General features: G+C 61.2%; 18 protein-coding genes. 8 read left to right on the top strand and 10 right to left on the bottom strand.

What is annotated here, in order from left to right; genetic code table 11:
• Positions 1-300 precede the first annotated feature (300 nt).
• The 9 genes from C3B78_RS08475 to C3B78_RS08515 form a co-directional block, all read right to left on the bottom strand.
• Positions 301-2,007, bottom strand: a complete 1,707-nt coding sequence (locus C3B78_RS08475; RefSeq protein WP_104997673.1) for a CocE/NonD family hydrolase — start codon at positions 2,005-2,007, stop codon at positions 301-303.
• Between the two features lie 141 nt (positions 2,008-2,148).
• Entirely contained in the window at positions 2,149-2,913 is a 765-nt protein-coding gene (locus tag C3B78_RS08480) for an SDR family NAD(P)-dependent oxidoreductase (protein WP_104997674.1), read from the bottom strand.
• Positions 2,914-2,971: 58 nt separating this feature from the next.
• Positions 2,972-3,988 carry an ABC transporter permease gene (locus C3B78_RS08485; RefSeq protein ID WP_104997675.1) on the bottom strand — a complete coding sequence of 339 codons (1,017 nt, stop codon included), beginning with the start codon at positions 3,986-3,988 and terminating at the stop codon, positions 2,972-2,974.
• Positions 3,985-5,553: a sugar ABC transporter ATP-binding protein gene (locus C3B78_RS08490; RefSeq protein ID WP_104997676.1), complete on the bottom strand. Its 1,569-nt coding sequence runs from the start codon at positions 5,551-5,553 to the stop codon at positions 3,985-3,987. Before C3B78_RS08490 ends, C3B78_RS08485 begins: the two co-directional genes overlap by 4 nt.
• An 81-nt stretch (positions 5,554-5,634) precedes the next feature.
• Positions 5,635-6,732: a sugar ABC transporter substrate-binding protein gene (locus tag C3B78_RS08495; protein WP_104997677.1), complete on the bottom strand. Its 1,098-nt coding sequence runs from the start codon at positions 6,730-6,732 to the stop codon at positions 5,635-5,637.
• A gap of 126 nt (positions 6,733-6,858) precedes the next feature.
• On the bottom strand, positions 6,859-7,944 hold the full coding sequence (locus tag C3B78_RS08500) for a sugar ABC transporter substrate-binding protein (RefSeq protein WP_104997678.1): 1,086 nt from the start codon (positions 7,942-7,944) through the stop codon (positions 6,859-6,861).
• 316 nt (positions 7,945-8,260) lie between these two features.
• Positions 8,261-8,401 (bottom strand): hypothetical protein, encoded by a 141-nt coding sequence (locus C3B78_RS20010; RefSeq protein ID WP_231754780.1) that lies wholly within the window; start codon positions 8,399-8,401, stop codon positions 8,261-8,263.
• A gap of 228 nt (positions 8,402-8,629) precedes the next feature.
• Positions 8,630-10,081: an MFS transporter gene (locus C3B78_RS08510; RefSeq protein WP_158677216.1), complete on the bottom strand. Its 1,452-nt coding sequence runs from the start codon at positions 10,079-10,081 to the stop codon at positions 8,630-8,632.
• 267 nt (positions 10,082-10,348) lie between these two features.
• Positions 10,349-11,395 (bottom strand): AraC family transcriptional regulator, encoded by a 1,047-nt coding sequence (locus C3B78_RS08515; RefSeq protein ID WP_157238390.1) that lies wholly within the window; start codon positions 11,393-11,395, stop codon positions 10,349-10,351.
• Positions 11,396-11,941: 546 nt separating this feature from the next.
• On the opposite strand from C3B78_RS08515, the gene C3B78_RS08520 reads away from it, so the two are divergent.
• Positions 11,942-13,735 (top strand): glycoside hydrolase family 15 protein, encoded by a 1,794-nt coding sequence (locus C3B78_RS08520; RefSeq protein WP_104997682.1) that lies wholly within the window; start codon positions 11,942-11,944, stop codon positions 13,733-13,735.
• On the opposite strand, the gene C3B78_RS08525 is transcribed toward C3B78_RS08520, so the two are convergent.
• Positions 13,732-14,778 (bottom strand): AraC family transcriptional regulator, encoded by a 1,047-nt coding sequence (locus C3B78_RS08525; protein ID WP_104997683.1) that lies wholly within the window; start codon positions 14,776-14,778, stop codon positions 13,732-13,734. The genes C3B78_RS08520 and C3B78_RS08525 overlap by 4 nt on opposite strands.
• Before the next feature lie 261 nt (positions 14,779-15,039).
• Here C3B78_RS08525 and C3B78_RS08530 point away from each other — a divergent pair, with 261 nt between their 5' ends.
• From C3B78_RS08530 to C3B78_RS08560, 7 genes are all read left to right on the top strand, one after another.
• Positions 15,040-15,576, top strand: a complete 537-nt coding sequence (locus C3B78_RS08530) for a flavin reductase family protein (protein WP_234005555.1) — start codon at positions 15,040-15,042, stop codon at positions 15,574-15,576.
• A 74-nt stretch (positions 15,577-15,650) separates the two neighbouring features.
• Complete coding sequence (locus C3B78_RS08535) at positions 15,651-16,853, top strand: LLM class flavin-dependent oxidoreductase (protein ID WP_104997684.1); 1,203 nt, start codon at positions 15,651-15,653, stop codon at positions 16,851-16,853.
• Positions 16,854-16,889: 36 nt separating this feature from the next.
• Positions 16,890-17,408, top strand: a complete 519-nt coding sequence (locus C3B78_RS08540) for a cupin domain-containing protein (protein WP_104997685.1) — start codon at positions 16,890-16,892, stop codon at positions 17,406-17,408.
• The gene (locus C3B78_RS08545; RefSeq protein WP_104997686.1) at positions 17,405-18,355 is read left to right on the top strand and encodes an isocitrate lyase/PEP mutase family protein; all 951 of its coding nucleotides are present in this window, start codon (positions 17,405-17,407) and stop codon (positions 18,353-18,355) included. The genes C3B78_RS08540 and C3B78_RS08545 overlap by 4 nt, the downstream gene beginning before the upstream one ends.
• A complete protein-coding gene (locus C3B78_RS08550) occupies positions 18,355-19,131 on the top strand; it encodes an SDR family NAD(P)-dependent oxidoreductase (RefSeq protein WP_104997687.1) in 777 nt (258 codons plus the stop codon). Before C3B78_RS08545 ends, C3B78_RS08550 begins: the two co-directional genes overlap by 1 nt.
• A 42-nt stretch (positions 19,132-19,173) precedes the next feature.
• A complete protein-coding gene (locus C3B78_RS08555; RefSeq protein WP_158677217.1) occupies positions 19,174-20,097 on the top strand; it encodes an SDR family NAD(P)-dependent oxidoreductase in 924 nt (307 codons plus the stop codon).
• A 76-nt stretch (positions 20,098-20,173) separates the two neighbouring features.
• The gene (locus C3B78_RS08560) at positions 20,174-20,917 is read left to right on the top strand and encodes an NADPH-dependent F420 reductase (RefSeq protein ID WP_104997689.1); all 744 of its coding nucleotides are present in this window, start codon (positions 20,174-20,176) and stop codon (positions 20,915-20,917) included.
• The last annotated feature ends 26 nt before the right edge of the window (positions 20,918-20,943 follow it).

Here is a 20,943-nt window from a genome sequence, read left to right on the forward strand (position 1 = left end):
GGCAGCGGGAACCAGCTGACCCCGTACCTGAACCAGGGCCGCACCAGGATGAGCGTCCCGGACCTCTTACCCCGCCTTGCCTCCCCGCCTCCCTCTAAGCAGACCGGACAGGCTCACCGTCGGACAGCAAGAGCGCCTCGACCAGCTCGCCGCCTCCTGCCCGGCGATCACCGCAGGGCTCAGCCTGGTCCAGGCGTTCGCCGCTCTTTTGGAGCCCAACGAGGCCAATCCCACCACCGCATCCTCCTCGCCTGAACGACGTTGGGCTCCACCACCGAAAGCGTGCCAGGGTAGCAAACTTTACTGACCCTCGCGGTTGGCCAATACGTTCTCCGGTCCACTGGGGACGATCGGGAGAATGATTCGCGAGGGACGTTTGCGGTCGTGGTAGAGCCGCTGCTGTGCGACGCGGATGGAAGTGCCCTCAGTCACGGGTTCCCCGGTGTTGAGGTTGCGGTCCCAGCGGGGGAAATTGCTGGAAGTCACCTGCACGCGCAGGCAGTGGCCCGCCTTTATAACGATGGAGGTCGACCACAGGTCGACATCGACCTCGTCGACACGCTCCGATTCGGTATGCACACGTGTTATCCCGTCGGTGATATTGCGCGATATGCCAGCCGCGTCGACCTCGCACAGCCGCACTACCCAGTCGGTGGAGGGACCGTCCGTGGAGGCGAAGATGGTTGCGCGCACGCGTCCGGTGATCTCGAGGTCAGCCTCAAGCGGATCGGTGGTGAAAACCAGAACGTCGTCACGGGCCTCCACGACGCGCTGGTCGAAAGGGCCTGCGGGGAAGTCGGAGGCCATTTGGATGCTTCCACCTCGGGTGATGACGGGGTCAGCCGGGTCGTAGGTGAAGCCCGACCCGGCCTCGTCAAGCTCGGGCACTGACCATGTCAGAGTCTTGTCCTCGTTGAGATACAGCGCCGTGTCTTTGGCCCGTGCGAGCGGCCAGTCCTCTTCGGACCTCCACTGGTTCGTACCCATAACGAAGATCAGGACACCGGGTTCGTGTGCGTGGGTGGCGGGCATGTCCTTTAGCCAGTGGTCGTACCACTCTCGCTCGATATCAGTGACCGTCTGTCCGCCCGGGGTCTGGGCGGAAAGGCCGAAGTTGATTTCACCGACCTGGCCTCCATTCCAAGGCGATGAGAGGCTGCCATGGTGCCAGGGCCCGATTACGAGGCGAGCGGTACGGCCGCGTGCCCGCAGGCCGACGTAGTTGTCGATGTCTCCTTGCAGAAAGAGGTCGTACCAGCCCGCGAACCCCAAGGTGGGAACGTCTATATCGTCGTACTTGCTTGAGACGCGTGTGTCCTCCATGGTTGTGGGATCCGCCAAGGCTCGGGTGACCCCGAGGTCCGGCTGACCTGTCGCCGCCAGCGCCGCAGGGGCACCTGCCGGTAGCTGCCAATACGTGCGGGTGGCGAGAGCGTCAAGGTCGGTGAACGTCGTCCCCAACTGCCTCATCATTGCGTCGGCCTCGAGCCCGGCCTTCGGGATCTGGCCCAAGGCGGTAAACAGTCCCCAGAAAAGGTTGTTTCCGAACTCGATCGCCCCGCCTCGGAACAGTAAGCCGTTGTCCGGGTCGGCGAAAGTTGTGGCAGGGACGATGGTCGCCAGATGTGGGGGACGGGCAATCGCGGCGCTCCACTGGGTGCTGCCGAGATAGCTGGGGCCAAACATGCCCACCCTGCCGTTGCTGCCCGGTAGAGAAGCCGCCCATTCAACGGTGTCGTAGCCATCCTCGCGTTCGTGTTGCAAGGGATGCCACTCGCCGTCGGAAGTGAAGCGACCCCTGGAGTCCTGCGTGACCACCATGTAGCCAGCTCGCACCAACGTCCTGACGTCGAGCTGGCCGGTCTCCATCAAATTCTTGTCGTAAGGGTGGCGGGCAAGAAGAACAGGGAAAGGACCTTCTCCCTCAGGGCGGAAAACGTTTGCTCGCAAAATGGTGCCGTCGCGCATCGTGGCGGGAACGTCAAGTTGAAGGGTGATTTCATGCATGTGCTTGTCCTTCTGAAGTCGACCGCATCCACTACGATCCCGTTTCGGGGTCGTGGGCGGCTAGCTTATGAATGGTCGAAGCGATACCGCGACATCTTCGTTGGCAATGACGGCCCGCTGTAGTACTAGGAGTAGGTTTCCTCAGCGAGAGATGAATCCGCCGTCGATGACGAGCTCGCTACCGGTGATGAACTTTGCCTCGTCCGAGGCAAGGTAGAGCATGCCGTACGCGATGTCGGAGGCCTCCCCGGCGTGGGGCGGCAAAGGAACAGTTCCGGGGTTGGCCAGCGTTTCCCTGGTGAACCCGTAACCACGGGTCAGGCCGGTATCGATCGGACCCGGATGCACCGAGTTTACCCGGATGCTGTCCTTTGCGAACCACTGGGCAGCGTGCTTTGTCAGGGACCGGACCGCACCCTTCGAGGCGGAATATGCCGCGCCCCCGCCGTCCCCGGCGCCACCACCGATAATCCCGGCGATCGACGAGACGTTCACAATGGAACCGTGGCCGGCGGCCTGCATGGTGGGGATTACACTCTTCATCCCGAGCCAGGGTCCGGTGGCGTTGATGGCCATGACCTTGTTCCAGTCCTCCAGCCCGGCGTCGAGAATACCATTTGGCAGGGCAATGCCAGCATTGTTGATCAGGATGTCGATCGTGCCCCACTCCAGCAGGACGTCATCAACCACACGATTCCAATCCTCAACGGAAGAGACGTCGTGAGTGCGGGCGATTGCCTCGCCACCATCAGCCGTAACTTCATCGACCGCCTGCTGCAGTGCCTCCGCGGAGATGTCCGTAGCCAGTACCCGGGCCCCTTCGGCCACGAAGAGCTTGAGGGCGGAGAGCCCCAGTCCGCTGGCTGCACCCGTAATGATGGCGACCTTGCCGGCCAATCGTGACATATTCATATTCCTTCTCTGATAGGGGATTCTTCAGCAAAGCTGCCGTTGTCGCGGCAGGTCAGGCTTCTCCTGAGCGTTTCCGTGACCGGGTGTAGGCGTCGAGGGATACGGCGGCGAGTACGATCACGCCGAGGGCGACCTCTTGTGTTGCTTGCGGGAATGCGAGGATGTCGAAGACGTTGTTGATGGTTCCGAAGATCAGGATGCCGACGAGGGTTCGCCACATGGCGCCTTCTCCGCCGAGCAGTGAAGTTCCGCCGATGATGACGATGGCGATCGAGTTGAGTGTGACTCCGACGGCTACGCCTGGCTGTCCGACGCCGATGACCGATCCTAGGACGATGCCGGCGAGTGCGGCGAGCATGGCTGTCAGCACGTAGGTACTTGCGCGCAGTGAGGTTACGGGGAGTCCGGCCAGCCGTGCGGCTTCGTTGTTGCCGCCGATTGCGTAGATTCCCCGGCCGTAGACGGTTTTGGAAAGTGCGAACCATCCTGCCGCGACGAGGACCGCAAGAAGCCAGACGGAGAGCGGGGCTCCGAGGAAGTCTTCATCGGAAAGGAAGTCGTAGCCGCCCGTTGCCATGGAAACCGGTTTGGAGTTTGTGTACAGCAGGGTCAGGCCGCTGAACAAAGACGCGGTGGCGAGAGTTGCGATAAACGCGTTCACTTTCGCTTTTGTGATGAGGAGGGCGTTGATCAGGCCGAGGAGGAATCCGATCGCCAGCGTGATGAGTATGGCCGGCCCCGCAGGCATCATGTGGGACAGCGTTGCGTAGGACACCCCGCCGATAGCCAGGACGGCGGCCACCGAAAGGTCAAAGCCTCCTGCGATGATGATGAACGTCATCCCTACCGCGATAATGCCGACGGGCGCGTTCTGGGTCAGGATGTTGACCAGGTTTCCCGGGTTGAGGAACCGGGGATTGAGGATGACCGCTGTGATGACGAGGATGATGAGCACCCAGACCATCCCGAGACTTGCTGCTCTCTCTCGCAGGTTGAGGCTTTTGCCTGCTGTCACAGCAGGAATAACGGTTCCTTCCGGGGTGGTGTCCCGGTCGATGGTGGCGCTCATGCGTGCTCCTTCAATCCAAACGCTGCTTGCAGTACGTCTTCCATGGCGATCTGCTGATCGCCGGTCCGCTCAAGGAGCCCCATGCTGTGGCCCTTGGCAATTACGAGCACCCGGTCGGACACCGCCAACACTTCTTCAAGCTCGGACGAGACCATGATCACGGCAACGCCCTCGGCCGCCATCAGGCGTAACGTCTCCAGGAGTTCGCCCTTGGCGCCGACGTCGATGCCGCGTGTTGGCTCGTCGGCGAGGAGCACTCGGGGTCGGTCGTACAACCACCGTGCCATCAGCAACTTCTGCTGATTGCCGCCGGAGAACCTGTCGCTGCGTTCACCTAATCGGGCTACGGGGAAGTTCAGCCTGGAGGCTGCGTCGGCGACCATGGCACGGAGTTTCTTACGGACAATCACGCCCCCGGTTGAGGCGGAGCCAAGGTTGGAGAGGGCGATGTTGTCCGCCGCGCTGCGGAGCAGGACGAGCCCTTCTCCCTTGCGGTCCTCAGGGATTAGACCGATTCCGAGTTTGCGCGCGGCCCGCACAGTCCGCGGCCAGGCAGGCTCTGCGCCCGCCAGGCGGATGGTGCCCCGTGCAGTGGGTTCCGCGCCAGCGATCGCCCTAAGTAACGTCGAACGGCCAGAACCTACCAAACCGGCGATGCCAAGTATTTCCCCGGGCCTCACGTCCAGGTCGATATTTTCAATGGCTCCCGGAACGGTGAGCCCAACCACCTCAAGAATCGGGGCAACGCCGGGCTCGATAGGTCCGGCGTGTATTTCCACCGGCTTGTCCAGGAGCACGCGGCTAAGCGTCTGGTCACCCCGCTGGTCACCGAGCATCGCACGCACGAGTTCAGCCCGGGATTTCTCCCCGCGCCTGCTCGTGGTGATGGCCCGGCCGTTCCTGAAGACCGTTATCCAGTCGGCAAGGCGTTCGATCTCGTCGAAGTTGTGGCTCACGATCACGATGGTGACACCGCGCTTGCGTAACCCTTCGATCGCCTTGTAGAGCGCCTCCCGCTCCTCGACGGCGAGCGAGGCGCTCGGCTCATCAAAGAGGATGACGCGCGGATCGATGACCAGGGACCGCATGATCTCGAGCAGCTGCTGCTCTGCGACCGAGAGGGTGCCTACGGGAACGCCCGCAGGTATGACCCTGACGTCCAGCTCGGTACACAGCTGGACGTAGCGGCGACGCATTTCGCGGCTGGAGAGAACTCCTAACCGGGACAGGACGGACCCAAGAAATACATTCGCTGCTGCATCCAGATGCGGGATGATCGTCAGTTCCTGATAGATGGCTGAGACGCCGCTCCGGCGTGCAGCGCGAAGGTTTCCCGGTTCAAGCGGTTCACCGAAGACTTCGACAACACCTCCGTCAAAGTCGACGCGACCGGCGATCGCACCCAGGGCTGTGGACTTTCCCGCTCCGTTCTCGCCGATCAGTGCATGTACTGTTCCTTCGTGGATCTCAACGTCCACGTCGATCAATGCGCGGGTGGCACCGTAGGTCTTCGATACCGCTTTAAGCGCGACGGCGATAGCCGGGTCCGATTGCGAAGGCTCCATTGCCGGGTCTACTTTCTGTACTGGGCTGGGGCGGCGTTCGAGGGAACGTCGCCCCAGCCCAAGGTTGGGCGACCTGCGGTGTTAGCGCAGCTCGGCGGGCAGTTCTGAGATCGTTTCCTTCGTGACCACAAAAGGATTCTTTGCAGTGCCAATGACCGAGTCATCCACAAAACGGGGGCCGGCATCCCCTCGTTGCGCGGCCGCGATGGAGCTGAGGTTTGCCTTCATCTGGTTATAAGGAAAGAGCATCGTGGAGAGCTGGACGTTGCCGGCTTCTAATTGTTCGATCTGGAACTTGCCGAAACCGACGTCCGCAACATGGATCTTTTCGGAAAGACCGGCGTCTTTTGCGGCCTGGATGACGCCTTGGGTTAGGTCGGGCGCGGACGCAGACAGGATGAGGGTAGTGTCAGGATGGCCCTGCAGGTATGTCTGGGTCTTGTTGTACGCGTCAGTCGTGGTCCAGTCGGTGTAGATCGTGTCAATTGAATAGTCGGTGTTGTCCTGCGCAAGCTTTGCCATTGCGGCTTCTGTAACGCGCGTCTGAGTGTTGACCGCCGGGCCAAGTACGGCCACCACCTTCTGCTTACCCGGGTTAGCCTTTGCTGCGGCCGCCAACCAGCCGTCGACGTAGTCGCGGGTGGTGTTGCTGCCCACGAAGTTCAAGGTGCCCGGGACCCAGACCTCGTCAACTGACTTACCGCTCTGATCTGTGCCGTCGTCGCAGAGGGGCGATCCTGAAATCGACGTGAGGATATTAGCCTTTGCGAAATCCTCGGTGAGGAGCTTGCAGGACATCACGCCGTCGAGGGCCATAACTACCGCGGCGTCGAAGTTTCCGGACGTCATCGCTGTCTGCATTTGGTTGAGCTGCTTGTTCGGGTCATATCCTGCGTCAAATAAGGTCATGTCCATACCAAGTTCATTCGCAGTTTCCTTCGCCGCCCGCTCCTGCTCCAACCCGAACTCATTGGCGACTCCCGGGATAAAAACAGCGACCTTGAGGCCCTGGCCGGTCTTCAGGTTCACTTTCGTGTCGTTGCCGACATCGATTGCGACCGTGCCGGCTGGACCCTGATTGCCCGGGTCGCCGCTGCTGTTTCCCGCGCAACCGGCCAAGGCGAGCAGTACCGCTGTGGATCCCGCGGCCAGCATGGCCCGCGACTTTGGTGTACGCATAATTCTCCTGATTGCTTGTTCCGGCGCCGTAGGCGGCCGGGATATATGTGATGCCGCGGGCTTCTTTGCTTCGCGATCGTGGCGTGGTCCGCCGACTCTGCTTAGGGGAGTGGCAGCTACCCGGGGCTAGCGCAGTTCGGGGGGAAGTTCGGAGATTGAGTCCTTCGTGATGGTGAAAGGACTCTTCGCCGTGCCAATGACCGAGTCATCCACAAAACGAGGGCCGGCATCCCCGCGTTGAGCCGCCGCGATGGTCTCGAGAGATACCTTTATCCCGTTGTATGGGAAGAACAGGGTTGAGAACTGGATGTTCCCCGCCTCGATCTGTTCGATCGAAAACCCGCCGAAACCCTGGTCTACGATGTGGATCTTGCCGAGAAGGCCCGCGTCGTCTACGGCTTCGACGATGCCCCGAGAGATGTCCGGCGTGTACATGGACAGGATGAGGGTGGTGTCCGGATGGCCCTGGAGGTAAGTCTGGGTCTCGTTGAACGTGCCTGTCGTGGTGTAGTCGGTGTAGAGCTTGTCGACCGTATAGTCAGGGTTGTCCTTCGCGAATTTCGCGAGGGCAACTTCAATGACTCGCGTTTGGGCGGCGACAGCGGGACCAAGGACAGCAACAACCTTCTGCTTGCCGGGGTTCGCCTCGGCCGCGGCGGCAAACCAGCCATCGATGTAGGCGCGGGTGTTGTTGCTGCCGACGAAGTTCATGGTGCCGGGCGCCCATACCTCTTCAACCGATGCTCCGGTCTGATTAATGCCGTACTCGCACAGCGGCGTGACGTTGTTCACCACCAGGATGTTGGCCTTGGGGTAATCCTCGGTGATGGTCTTGCACACCACCGTGCCGTCGAGCGCCTGCACCACGGCGGCGTCGTAATCCCCGGATGCCAGCGCCGTCTGCATCTGGTTTAGCTGTTGACTCGGGTCGTAACTCCCGTCGAACAAGGTCATCTCCATGCCGAGCTCCTTGGCCGTCTCCTTCGCGGCGAGCTCCTGCGCCTGCCCGTACGCATTTGCTACGCCCGGGATGAATACGGCGACCTTGAGGTTGGGGCTGGCCTTCAGATTGACCGTCATGTCGTTGCCGACATCGATCGCAACAGTGGCAGCGGGGCCTTGGCTGCTTGCGCTTTCAGCGCAACCAGCCAGAGCCAGCAGCACCGCCGTGGATCCAGCAGCCAACATAATTCGCGACTTCGTTGTTCGCATCTTTGCTCCTCGCGTTTCTTTCGCATGCTGTGAAGCGTGCGTCCCCTGGCCTCCCGTTTATCCGGCTGGCGCCGTTGACGACCGGAATACGGGGTGGCCCGCCAGCTTCTTTGCTCGGCGATCTTGGTGGGTGCTATGCCGACGGTACTTGTGTCATAGCTCACCCGTCAAGAGAAAACTTGCGCTATTTGTGAATCACTATCGTAATGCGCGATATGGAACGATTCACCTAGTCATCGTCAATAATCGCCAGTCATGCGTGCTCGTGGGCTTGCTCCTTGCTGGTGGACCCCAGGCAGGCTAACCGGGTAGAACGTCACCTTCCGCCGTTGGCGGTCTCCCAGTTGTAGGTCATCCAGACCTCGAATCCCTCGACTTTGCTGATCAATTGACGCTGGTTCACACCATCCGCCCCCAGCCAAAGGATCCTGTCGTCGGCCGTGACGGCGTCAACCATCCCTGTCCGGACAAACCGGCCATACTGTCTTATTTGTACGGATTCTCCAATAAGGGGAAGCCACTCATCTTGCTTGTGGAATGTCATAGTTGTGTCCGTTGAATAGTGGTTTTCGGCTTGTGGGGCCGGTGAGCAACCCGCTGTTTTGAGTCCGCGACTTGCTCACCGGCCTTCGGCGAGAATGGCTCGCCGCCCGGAGGAGGCCTCCAGGATCAGCTTTAGGTCCTCTTAGTGGCTGGCAACATGGACCTTCGTGGGATCTGTCTCCGTGTCGACTGCATGCAGATCGGTGATGCGCTTCGGTGCCAGCACCGCCCAGACGATCACGAAGACAGCGATAATCACGGCCGATGCGATGTAGATACCGGCAAAGGTTGCCTCCGGAATGAATCCGTCGGCGCCGGGGACCAGCACATTCAAGATGATTGCGACGGCGATCATCGCTCCGACGAACTGGATGATGTTTTGCATGCCAACGGTCACTGCCATGTTGTCCTGGCGGCCAGCGGCTGCAACGAGGGTGTATCCCGTAGTCAGGCAGCTGAGGATCGTGAGCGCGTACAGGAACACCCACAACCAGGACAGCCAGACGTGGCCGTGGGCCAGGGCGAGTCCGAGGAAGACGAGGACCGCAGCAGATCCGGAAACAACCAGGACGGTCTTCGGTCCCAGGCGCCGAAGGCCCCATCGGGTCCACAGGTATCCCAATGCCGCCCCGGGAATCATCGCGAGGAGTACGTATGAGGAGTCCAGGGCAGAGAGGCCATGGCCGTACCCGGACGAAGCCGGGGTCTGCAGCCATGCCGGCAGCACGATGAAGATGCCCTGGCCAACCAGGCTGATCAGGAGGATTCCGGAGTAGCCAATGAGAGTCTGCCGGATATCCATGTTGCGGAATGACACCAGGGGTTCCTGGGTGCGTCGCTGCTGAATGATCCAAGCAGCCAGTGTCACGGCACTGACGAGGAATGCTCCGAGCACCAGCGGTGAGGTCCAGCCCTGGCCGGGCCCTTCAGCAATGCCAACGAGGAGCGCCGTGACCCACACGCCGAGCCCCAGCGCGCCAAACCAGTCCAACTGGACCACAGCACGGGCGGCGGCAGGTGTCTCAGGTGACTTCAGAGCCAGGATCAGCATCACGCCGTACAAAGCAAAGGTCACCCAGAAGACGGTCTCCCACGGCAAACCCAGTCCAACGATGAGTCCGCCGGCAATAAGTGCGAGCGGCACAAGGACTGCCATCACTGTCGAGAGCACCAACGAGACCAGCCGGATTTGTCGGGCGGTAGCACGTGGACGCAGAAGTCCCCAGCTCAGTGGAATCGTGACCGCGAGGCCCATGAGGAACCGGCCCGCGACCAGAGGCCAGAAACCGTCGGCGGTTGCACCGAGGGCGCATCCCACCAGTGCCAAGACGATCAGTGCGATGAGAACCTTGCGATGCCCGAAAATATCACCCATCCGGGCGGTCAGGCTGACGGAAATCACGCTGCCCATCATCAGCGCGTTAAGGACCCACCCGATTTCCGAGCCCGTCAGGCCTGATTCAGTCGCGATCACCCCGATGAGCGGGGCGAGGATTCCGTACTGGATGTCAAGCGTTATGCCGCTCAGCAGGAGTAGGGCAATGATCGGTGTGCTTCGGCCGGTGCGGGGCTCGACCGCTATTGTTTGTGTCATCTTTGACCACCTTTTGTTTATATCCAGCAGCTGCTGGGATCGTTCCTGACGCGAAGAGCAGCGCATATGACTGGATCATTGGTTCGATCTGCCGACGACGTCGACGCCATGCGTTGTGCTCTGCGGAAGAATCCGGCTTCTTTGCCGGGCCAGTGCAGGCTTCAACGTTAAGTTGGAGGGACCCCGGCCCGGCATGGCAATGAACGCCGTCCGCATGGGAAAGTACGCCAAGGTACGTTTGCGTTTATCAGGACAATGCGGGCAGGCTTAGGCCCCGGATGTGACGTTGGTTTTGTAGTGGGAAGCTTCCCGGTAGGCCGTGGGCGGCATGCCCTTCCACCGTTTAAAGGCGATGGTGAAGCTCGCAGGCTCTGTATAGCCAAGCCTGCGGGATATGCGCGCTACCGAAAGATCCGTATTCGAGAGCAAATCGGCGGCAAGGTCGCTCAGGGTCTTGTCCCGGAGCTGGGCGAAGTCGTCCCCGGTGAGTTCAAGCTTGCGCTGCAGGGTGCGAGGAGAAACTCGAAGTGTTGCGGCCACGTTTGCCAGTTTGCGGTTAAGCTCAGGGGCCGCCTTTATGGTCTTTGCGACAGTGTCGGCCCAGTCTCCGGTCGCCCTGAGAGTGTCGACGATCTGGGTATCCGCCTTGATCCACGCCGCGTGCTGAAAGGCGTTACCGAAAGGAAGCTCCTGTGCTGACGTTGCTGGGTCCCACCATAGCCGCAGCGTTTCGGCGCCACAGTCGATCACGCAGGGAACGTTAGCCGCAAGTTCGGGGGAGGCTTCCGCGAGAGGGAATTCAATCTGGGTGAAAGGGAAAGGGCTGCCATAGAGCCAGGTGAAATTCCGGGCAATGAAACAAAGGTCGCGGTAAACGCTGAACGGGATCAGCTCTTCCGGGGCATCGGGGTAGGTGAACTCCATCCCGGTTACTGCGCCATCCGGTGTCCTCAGTGACGCCAGTTCGAACAGCGCAGGGCCATAGTCAGTGGTACTCGCAACGTCTACCCACGCCTCGATGGTCGGCGCAGTAGCAAGGGCCAATCCTCTCACCCCGAAGGCGCCCAGTGAGTAAGCGCGCGCTGCGCGCACCCAGAGATCCACACGATCTTCTGTTAGACCAACGAACTGAAGCTGGAAGGCCAATTCCTTCCTCGCAGGAATTGTCCCTCCCGGACGGTTCACCGCATCGGGGTCAATTTCCGCATGCGCGAGCGCGCTCTGCCAATCCAGGTCCGCATCCTCAAGCAGTCCACGCAGTATGTGCACGCTAAAATTTGGTACCCGAAGGTTCTGGTATGTTCCCCCTTTCACCGTCGCCACCTTCTGCCCCAGGCATACCGGGGCGACTTAGCAAGTCCAGGACGGGATGGGGGAAGCATCTCTCTCCTCTTCTTTGTGGAGGGACGGGCTCCTGCTCGAAAGCGCATCGGCAAATCCGAGTATCAGAAGGCTCGTGAAGTCACGTCAGTAGCTTTGCACCTTCGGGGGCTTACAACACGCCAAAGAGCGCGTTTGGCGCGGTTTCCCATCTACTTGGCGTCGCTGGTCCTGCCGGTCCAACGCTGCGGGCTCCTAACGTTGAAGCTAAGCAAGGCCTCGCAAGGGAGCCGAAACAAAGCAACGAAGGAGAGGAAACGAGATGACGCGCGAAGAAGCCTTCACACTCTGCCCTTCAGACTCCTATGTGGAGCTCTACGGAAACCAGTGGCTCATCGTTCCGTTTGCACCGGTCGCACAGCCTCAGTTCTTTGTCTGTACACCAGGCCAACGCAATGCCCAAGCACGGTAAGCAACCCTGCGTTCCTGCCCGGAGCCGCAAGGCCTATGGGGATCTTTCATCTTGTGGTTGAGTGAAGCATGGCTGCCCAGATTGAGGATTATGCGCTGCTTTCGGATCTCCACACCGGACCCCTTGTTTCCCGGCAGGGCAGTGTGGACTGGCTCTGCTTCCCGCGTTTCGACTCGCCCTCTGTCTTTGCCTCCCTGCTCGGGCACGAAGACCATGGCCGGTGGCTGCTAGCCCCGAGTCCGCCGGAGGCCGCTGTCGTGGACCGTCACTATGTGGACTCGACCTTCGTACTCCAAACAACGTGGCAGACCAATTCCGGAAAGGTCTTGGTGACGGACTTCATGCCTGTGGGTGACGCCCAGCCATCACTCGTCCGGCGGGTAACCGGACTCAGCGGGACAGTTCAAATGCGTCAAGAGATAAGGATTCGGCCCCAGTACGCCACCGTACTGCCTTGGGTGAGCAGGATCCGCGACAGCGCGGCCCCCGGCGCCGAAATACTTCTCGCCATGTCCGGTCCGGACGCTCTGTCTTTGCGGGGCACCCCCCTTCCGCAAGCAGAAGACCACCGGCATGCGGGGGAGTTCACGGTCCAGCAGGGACTGAACGTGGACTTCCACCTAACATGGTTCCCTTCCTACCGCGACGTGCCGCCGGCCATCAATATTGACGCAGCCCTGGACGACGCCATCCACTACTGGACCACGTGGGCGGGCAATTGCCGCTACGACGGGCCCTATCAGAGTGTGGTCAAGCGTTCACTTCTGGTTTTACGGGCTCTAACCCACTACGAGACGGGCGGCATTGTCGCCGCTCCTACCACTTCCTTGCCTGAGGAGTTTGGCGGACCACGCAACTGGGACTATCGCTACTGTTGGCTGCGCGATGCATCCTTGACGCTCGAAGCCATGTTAACGCACGGCTACGAATCCGAAGCCCTGAAGTGGCGCAACTGGCTCCTGCGGGCGCTCGCGGGCGATCCAGAGGAACTGCAAATAATGTACGGCGTAGGGGGCGAACGCGACCTGACGGAAAAGGAACTCCCCCACCTGCCTGGCTATCAGGACGCCAGACCCGTTCGAATCGGCAACGCAGCCGTCTTCCAGCATCAGGCCGATGTTGTGGGGGAGGTGATGGTGGTACTGGAGAGGCTTCGCCTTGCCGGAGGTAAGGAGGACCATTTCTCCTGGGCCCTGCAGCGCGCCCTCCTTGGATCAGTGGACAAACACTTCGAAGACAAAGACCTGGGGCTGTGGGAAATGCGGGGCGCTCCGCAGTACTTCACGCACTCCCGCGTCATGATGTGGGCAGCCTATGACAGCGGAGTACGGGCTGTCCGGGACCATGGACTGCCTGGACCGCTGGGGCACTGGGAGCGGCATCGGGATCGACTGGCGGCAGAAATAGCGGACCTCGGATTCAACCGCAACCTTAATTCCTTTACCCAGACATACGGGGGCGAGGAGACGGACGCGGCCCTGCTGGTCTTGCCGCAGGTCGGATTCCTCGGCTACGACGATGAGCGGATGCTGGGAACAGTCGCCCAGTTGGAGAAGGACCTACTTACCGCAGGGGGCCTGATGATGCGCTACCGCACCGAGACCGGCGTCGACGGATTGGCGCCGGGGGAACATCCATTCCTTGCCTGCTCCTTCTGGCTGGTGGAACAGTACGCACGCTCGGGCCGACTGGCAGACGCCAAGCACCTGATGGGCGACCTGGTGGGACTTTCCAATGACCTCGGCCTGCTCAGCGAAGAATACGCCATGAACGAAAAACGGATGGCGGGAAACTTTCCACAAGCCTTCTCCCACCTAGCCCTGATACGGGCCGCAGACGCCATGCGCAGCGCGGGCGTCTAAGCCTTGGACCTTCCGCTGTTCTTGTATCGGGACGCTTCCCTGTAGGCCGTCGGCGGCATCCCATTCCACCGTTTGAAGGCGATGGTGAAGCTCGTTGGGTCCGTGTAACCCAGAGTGCGTGATATCCGTGCGACAGAGTGATCCGTTTTCGAGAGCAGATCGCCGGCCAGGTCACGCAGGGCTTTGTCCCGGAGCTGGGCGAAGTCGTCTCCGGTGAGTTCGAGCTTGCGCTGCAGGGTACGGGGCGAGACCCGCAGTGTTGCGGCCACATTTGCTAGTTTGCGGTTGAGCTCTGGCGCGGCTTTTATGGTCTTCATGACAGTGTCGGGCCAGTCGCCGGTTGCCCTTAGATTGTCAAGAATCTGGTGATCCGCTTTGAGCCATGCTTCGTGTTGAAAGGCGTTACCGAAGGGGAGCTCCTGTACCGATGTTTCCGGAGCCCACCAGAGCCGCAGTGCATCCGATCCGCAGTCGATGACGCACGGGACGAAGGGAAAAATCTCAGGGGAGGCTTCTGCCAGAGGGAAATCGATCCGGGTGAAGGGGAAAGGGCCGCCGTACATCCATGTGAAAGTTCGGGCAATAACGCAGAAATCGCGGTAGACGCTGAACGGGATGAGCTCTGCAGGGGTATCGGGGTAGGTGTACTCCATACCGGTCACAGTGCCATCCAACGTCCGGAGAGGCGTAATTTCCATCAGGCCGGGGGCATAGTCTGTTGAGCTGCCGGCTTCTACCCAGGCCCCAATGGTCGGCGCGGTAGCGAGGGCCAATCCGCGTATGCCGAAGGATCCTAGTGTGTAAGCCTGTGCGGCCTTCACCCAGAGGTCGACACGATCTTTTGTGAGAGCCACGAACTGCAGTTGGAACGCCAACTCCTTCTTCGCAGGAATAGTGCCTCCCGGGCGGTCGATCGCGTCGGGGTCGATTTCCGCGTTTGTGAGCGCAGTTTGCCAATCAAGGTCCGCGTCCTTCAACACCGCGCATAGTCCGTGAACGCTGAAGTTGGGTAGTCGCAGATTCTGATAAGAGCTTAGTTTCACTGCTGCCTCCTTTCACCGTTGAGGAAGAGGCGCTCCAGCAATTCAGGGCCTCAGTGCGACGAGTATCAGCGGCCCAGCATGTGAAGCACGTCACCAGCTTTGCATCCCACGCCATGTATTCACAAGTTGCCCGAGCATGACGCAGTTTCCCATCTGTTTGGCATGTCTTGCCATGCCGCTTACCTCACCTGCGCACCTAACGTTGAAGCCCTGAGCAAGGGCCGGCAGTGAAGCCGGCGCACTGATATCAAAGGAGATCCGGTGAGCTTATCCATCACCCAAAGCCTTGAACCGGCAATAACTGCCGACGAATTCAAGGCGGCATTCCGCAACCATCCCGGCGGTGTCGCTGTTATCACGGCTGATGCGGGGAACGGGCCGGTCGGCCTGACTGCAACGTCTGTCATTTCGGCCAGTGCCGAACCTGCGATTCTCGCATTCTCAGTGTCGGAATTTTCGTCCAGCACTCCGACTATCCTCGGCGCAGACACCGTCATCGTCCATTTACTGGGCGCTGACCAAGTGGACATCGCCAAACTCTGCGCCACCAGCGGAATTGACCGCTTTGCTGACACCTCTCTCTGGTCGCGACTGGAGACCGGCGAGCCCTACTTTGTGGGGGCCCAGGCTTGGATCCGGGGCAGGATCATCAACTCGATGGCCGCCGGTGGGTCGTCCATCGTGGCCGTCGAGGCGCTCCAGGCGTCACCGGCGCTGTCAGCAGACACGGCGCCTGCAGACCCGCTGGTCTACCACAACCGGCGCTGGCACGCCCTTGGGGATGCATCCCAGATCTGAACCGTGACCCCGCCGGTCATAACAAATCCAACCTGTTCCACATCCAATTTCATCTTCCCGAAAGGACGGCGATTATGAGCATCGCATCCAACGAAACTTCCACCGGCCCTTCCGTTGATCGCGACTTCGTTGCGGACTATACAGTCGAGCGTGATAACGGCCCAATGGTCGGAGGCGACAACGCTTTCAAGGTGGCGATCTTCGGCGCGAACGTGTCCACGGGGCAGGGCGGCCTGAACTTCGCCGACAACAGCATCAAGCTTGGCAACTGGGGCGAAGTGCAGCATCTCGCGCAGAAAGCGGACCGGTACGGCGTGGACGGGTTCATCCCCATCGCGCGCTGGCAGGGGCTCGCCGGTCCCGACCGGCCTTGGGGCCGTCAGTTCGAGACGTTCACCTGGGCCGCGGGACTGGCCGCGGTGACCCAGAACATCCAGATCATCGCCACCTGCAACGTGCAGTTCATCAACCCCGTGATGGGCGCGAAAATGGTGACCACCATTGACCACATCAGCGGCGGCCGCATGGGGCTCAACGTCACAGCGGGCTACTTCAAGCCTGAATACGATATCTTCGGCGTGGAGCTCCCCGAGCACGACGTTCGTTACGAACTCGCCGACGAGTGGATTGAGATCGCCGAGCGTCTGTGGGCCAATGAGGAGCAGGAGTTCGACTTCGACGGCAAGTTCTTTAACCTGAAGGGCGCGCAGGCGCACCCGAAGCCCGTGCAGTCCCCCCGCCCGATGGTGATGAGCGCCGGTTCGAGCCCCGCAGGTCAGGAGTTCGCGTTCAAGCACGCAAACGTCTTGTTCGCATCGGTGGCAAGCGTCGAGCACAGCGGCGAGCTCACGCCGAAAATCCGGCAGAAAGCCGACGCGGCCGGTCGCGAGGACCTCGGCCTGTGGGCGGGCGCGCACATCATCGTCAAGGACACCGAGAAGGAAGCACGCGCCTACGCCGACTACGTGACAGAGAGCACCGACTGGGAGAGCGCGCTTCGCTACCGCGAAATCATCCGCAGCGGCACCCAGAGCTTCAACTGGGATGAGTACAAGCAGTCCGAGGACTACAAGCGTGACGAGTCCGTGAGGGCCTTTGGCCGCGCGGCGCTCATGCCGATCACGGGCACCCCCGAGATGGTGGTCGAGGAGCTGCAGAAGTTGCAGGCCTCGGGCATCACCGGCATCTGCACCGGCCTCGTCGACTATGACGAGGGCCTCGACCGGCTGAACGAGCAGGTCTTCCCGCTGATGCGCGAGGCGGGCCTGCGCGCCTGACGACCAAAGCGTCCATCCAGAAAGGAGTGAACACAGATGACTTTTCCTGATCCCAAGAAATTCCAACTCGTCGTCGCGGGACCGAACGAATCCGGCGAAGCAGACTTCCTCGAAGTTGGCCCGGCCGCCGAATTCGACTTCCCCGGCGTGGCAGCGGGCGCTTTCTACTGGGCCGTGGACGGAGGCCACAGCAAAACGAACTTCGGTGCCCCGCCAAGCAAGGTCGCCCTAGCGGGACGCAATGGATCCACCTTCGGTATCAGCAGCTTCCCCGCGCACTCGTCAGGCGAAGTGGACGCGGCGACGCTCGACGAAAGCATGAGCGCCACCGACGACGGCGACGCCGGAATGCACGCGAGCGACACCATCGATTACGAGGTGGTTATCTCAGGCAAGGTGGACCTTGTACTCCCCGGCGGTAAGAAGCGCACGCTCGTTCCGGGAGACCTGCTCGTCATGGCCGGCGTACCCCATGCTTGGAAGAACCCCTACGACGAGGACTGCGTCTACGTCGTGGTCACGGTCGGTTTCAACACCCCTGAGGCCGCATCATGAGCCTGACCTCACCCGGCAAGGCGCTGCGTGCAGTCTTCGACAGTCCCGAAACGGCACTGGTGCCGTTCGGCGCCTTGCCGCTCCACGCACAGATGGCGCAGCACGCCGGCTTCGATGCCTTCCAGCTCTCCGGCGGTATGTCTGCCTGGTGGCAGGGAGTCTCCGACACGGGATGGCTCACCCTCACCGAGGTGGTTGAGCACGCAAAGCGCACTGCCCGCGCCGCTGACATTCCCATTTATTGCGACGCCGATACCGGCTTTGGTGCGCCGATCAACGTTCAGCGCACGGTGTCCGAGTTCATTGACGCGGGCGTCGCCGGAATCCACATTGAGGATCAGCGGGAGCCCAAGAAATCAGGCGGTGTCGCCGGGATCGAACTGGTGTCGGACGCCGAGGCTATCGGACGACTCAACGCAGCCGTGGATGCCCGCGACAAATTGGACAGCGATTTCGTCATCGTTGCCCGTACAGACGGCTACGGAGCCGCCGGCGGTGGCGTGGATGAGGCGATCCGCCGCGCCCAGCTCTACAAAGCCGAGACCGGCGCGGACGTCATCTTCTACGAGGGATTCCATACCTGGGAGCAGGCCGAATTCGCGCTGAAGGAGACGCCCGGGCCAGCCTACGCCGTCGGGGTTCCGCTGATCGGACGTAAGACCGTCGCCGAGATGACAAAGATTGGCCAGGCGATACAGCCCGTGGCCTTCGTGCTTCCCGGGGTCAAAGAGGTTTGGCGCTTGCTGATGCAGGTCAAGAAATCAGGAGAGGCTACGCCCATCGGCGAGTACATCGACCACTTGAACGATGGCCCCGACAGTATCGGCTGGGGCGCAATGTTCGGTCGTCCCTTGACCGACTACGTGCGTGAAACCGAGGACAGGTTCCTCCCCCAGGACTCGCGCCGCAACTATGACAACAACGTCCACGTTGGAGAGAGCTACTAATGAATGAGGAGAAACTGATGATGAAAGACAAAGCCGGACTCGTCACCGGCGCGGGCTCGGGCATTGGCCGGGCTAGTGCCCTGGCGTTCGCAAAGAACGGCGCGCGCGTAGTGGTGTCCGATATTGATGAGGCAGCCGGGCGCGAAACGGTGGAGATCATCGCAGCAGCTGGTGGGAAGGCTGTCTTCTTCCAGTGTGATGTCAGCGACGAGGAGCAGGTCAAGGGCCTTGTCGATGCGACGGTGTCGAACTTCGGGCAGCTGGACTTCGCTTTCAACAATGCCGGGATGAACGGGGTCTTCGCACCTATTGGGGAGACCGACAGCGCGACCTGGGACCGGGTCATGAAGGTGAACCTGTACAGCACCTTCTACTGCCTTAAGCACGAAGTCAACGCGATGCTGAAGACCGGTGGCGGTGCGATCGTCAACACTGCTTCTGCTGCGGGCCTCGTAGGAATCGCCAACAACGCCCCGTACACCGCCTCGAAGTTTGGCGTTGTCGGGATCACGAGGAACGCGGCCATGGACTACGGCCCCCTGGGCATTCGCATCAACGCCCTCACACCCGGATCGACGACGAGTCCCATGATGAAGAACGCTTTCGAGCAGAACCCGCCCGAATTCCGGGAAAGGATTCTGTCGGCGATCCCGATGCGCGACCTGGCCGAACCCGAGGATCAGGCAGATGCCGTTGTGTGGCTCTGCTCTGACCAAGCCCGCATGGTTACCGGAATCTCCCTGGCGGTCGACGGCGGCTGGCTGGCCGGCAAGTAAGTGGCACTGCCATCCGGTTCAAAAAATATGGAGCAACTGAAAATGACTAATCTTGATTTCAACGGCCGGGTGGCAATCGTCACGGGCGCAGGACAGGGAATGGGCCGCGAGCACGCAAAGATGCTCGCCTCCCGCGGGGCGCGGGTCGTCGTCAATGACGTCAACGCGGCGAACGCAGCCGAAGCTGTGGCCGAAATAACCAACGCAGGCGGCACCGCAGTGGTGGACAGTCATAACGTCGTCACCGAGGCGCCTGAGATCGTCCAGACCGCACTCGACTCCTTTGGGCAGCTCGACATCGTCGTGAACAACGCCGGGATTAATGCGTTCGGCCGCTTCTGGGAGATGGAAGCCGACACGTGGTGGCGCATCTTCGACGTGGCCGTCAAGGGCGTCGTCGGAGTCTCACGTGCTGCCATGCCGCACCTCATCGCCTCAGGCACTGGGCGGCTTATCAACATCTCGTCAAACGGGGTCATGGGCGTGCCCACGGACTCGGCCTACAACGCCGCCAAGGCCGCCATCTGGGGTCTCGGCATCACCCTCGCGGCCGAGGCCCGCGAGGTGGGAGTTCAAGTCACCACGCTGATGCCGGTTGCCTTGACGCCGATGACGGAGGACGCCTTCCCTAACCCCGTCATTAAGGACGCGATGCGCACGACCGTTCCGGCAAGCTCGGTGTCTGCCTTCGTAACGTGGTTGGCGCACCAGGACACGGCAGTTTTCGGCGAAACGTTTGAGATCGCCGGAGTTGCTGCCGGTCGCGTCGCGATTGCCGGCATGCCGCGAATGAAGGTCGAAGCGCCCACGCCGGAGAGCTGGGCCGACAGCGGAGAGGTGCTCATGAAGGACGGCGAGCTGCGGGCATTCCGCAACGCGAGCGAGTCGTTCCGCGACCAGATGGTGTACTTGGCGCCGGAGCTGGACGAGGTCCTCCCCGCCAACGCGGCAGACGTCTCGAGGTGACCGCGTCGCTGCATAACCGTCTCTTACCGGCAAGATCACGGCCAACACTGGCTCTCAACTCAAAACAAGGATTCTCATGAAGATCGGCATTCTAGGAGCAGGTTCGATAGGCGCGACACTCGCCCGCAAATTGAGTGGAGCCGGCCATGATGTTAAGGTTGCGAATTCCCGTGGCCCCGAAACCATCAGTTCCGACATTGTGGCATCGGGGGCACGACCAGTAGAAGCAAGCAGCGCTGTCACCGACGTCGATGTCCTCATCACGTCCATGCCGCTCAGCCGGATGCCCGAGGTTAGAACCCTTATCACCGACCTCCCGGCCAACGCCGTCATCATCGACACGTCCAACTACTACCCCCTGCGTGATGGGCGGGTGGAAGCCTTGGAAGACGGGCAGGTCGAAAGCGTCTGGATTACCGAGCAGCTCGGGCGCCCGGTTGCGAAGGCCTGGAACGCCATCACGGCCGAGTCATTCGAGGCCTATGGAAGAAAAGATGGGGATCCCGAACGGATTGCCATCCCTGTGGCCGCGGATCGCGATCGCGACAAGGCGGTAGCAATGGCCCTCGTCGAGGAGACCGGGTTTGACGCGGTCGACGCCGGATCCCTGGCGGACTCCTGGCGCCAGCAGCCCGGAGCGCCCAGCTACTGCACCGACTTCACGCGCGAGACGCTACGGGAGGCCCTTGCTGCCGCTGAGAAGGCCCGGCTGCCGCAGCGACGGGACATCGCGCTTGCAGCCATCATGGAACGGTTCCCGGACTATTCGAAAGTCACTGCGGACTACCTTGTCCGACTGCATCGGGCCATCTACAGCTGAACTCGTGACAAATCACCGTCGGCCGC

Origin of the sequence: Arthrobacter sp. PGP41, assembly GCF_002953935.1 — a bacterium.
Taxonomy (GTDB): domain Bacteria; phylum Actinomycetota; class Actinomycetes; order Actinomycetales; family Micrococcaceae; genus Arthrobacter.

What these genes read in the sequence shown, in the direction of transcription:
- C3B78_RS08475 (WP_104997673.1), bottom strand. Translation starts at nt 2,007, where the DNA reads ATGCATGAAATCACCCTTCAACTTGACGTTCCCGCCACGATGCGCGAC.
- C3B78_RS08480 (WP_104997674.1), bottom strand. Translation starts at nt 2,913, where the DNA reads ATGTCACGATTGGCCGGCAAGGTCGCCATCATTACGGGTGCAGCCAGC.
- C3B78_RS08485 (WP_104997675.1), bottom strand. Translation starts at nt 3,988, where the DNA reads ATGAGCGCCACCATCGACCGGGACACCACCCCGGAAGGAACCGTTATT.
- C3B78_RS08490 (WP_104997676.1), bottom strand. Translation starts at nt 5,553, where the DNA reads ATGGAGCCTTCGCAATCGGACCCGGCTATCGCCGTCGCGCTTAAAGCG.
- C3B78_RS08495 (WP_104997677.1), bottom strand. Translation starts at nt 6,732, where the DNA reads ATGCGTACACCAAAGTCGCGGGCCATGCTGGCCGCGGGATCCACAGCG.
- C3B78_RS08500 (WP_104997678.1), bottom strand. Translation starts at nt 7,944, where the DNA reads ATGCGAACAACGAAGTCGCGAATTATGTTGGCTGCTGGATCCACGGCG.
- C3B78_RS20010 (WP_231754780.1), bottom strand. Translation starts at nt 8,401, where the DNA reads ATGGTTGACGCCGTCACGGCCGACGACAGGATCCTTTGGCTGGGGGCG.
- C3B78_RS08510 (WP_158677216.1), bottom strand. Translation starts at nt 10,081, where the DNA reads ATGACACAAACAATAGCGGTCGAGCCCCGCACCGGCCGAAGCACACCG.
- C3B78_RS08520 (WP_104997682.1), top strand. Translation starts at nt 11,942, where the DNA reads ATGGCTGCCCAGATTGAGGATTATGCGCTGCTTTCGGATCTCCACACC.
- C3B78_RS08535 (WP_104997684.1), top strand. Translation starts at nt 15,651, where the DNA reads ATGAGCATCGCATCCAACGAAACTTCCACCGGCCCTTCCGTTGATCGC.
- C3B78_RS08540 (WP_104997685.1), top strand. Translation starts at nt 16,890, where the DNA reads ATGACTTTTCCTGATCCCAAGAAATTCCAACTCGTCGTCGCGGGACCG.
- C3B78_RS08545 (WP_104997686.1), top strand. Translation starts at nt 17,405, where the DNA reads ATGAGCCTGACCTCACCCGGCAAGGCGCTGCGTGCAGTCTTCGACAGT.
- C3B78_RS08550 (WP_104997687.1), top strand. Translation starts at nt 18,355, where the DNA reads ATGAATGAGGAGAAACTGATGATGAAAGACAAAGCCGGACTCGTCACC.
- C3B78_RS08555 (WP_158677217.1), top strand. Translation starts at nt 19,174, where the DNA reads ATGACTAATCTTGATTTCAACGGCCGGGTGGCAATCGTCACGGGCGCA.
- C3B78_RS08560 (WP_104997689.1), top strand. Translation starts at nt 20,174, where the DNA reads ATGAAGATCGGCATTCTAGGAGCAGGTTCGATAGGCGCGACACTCGCC.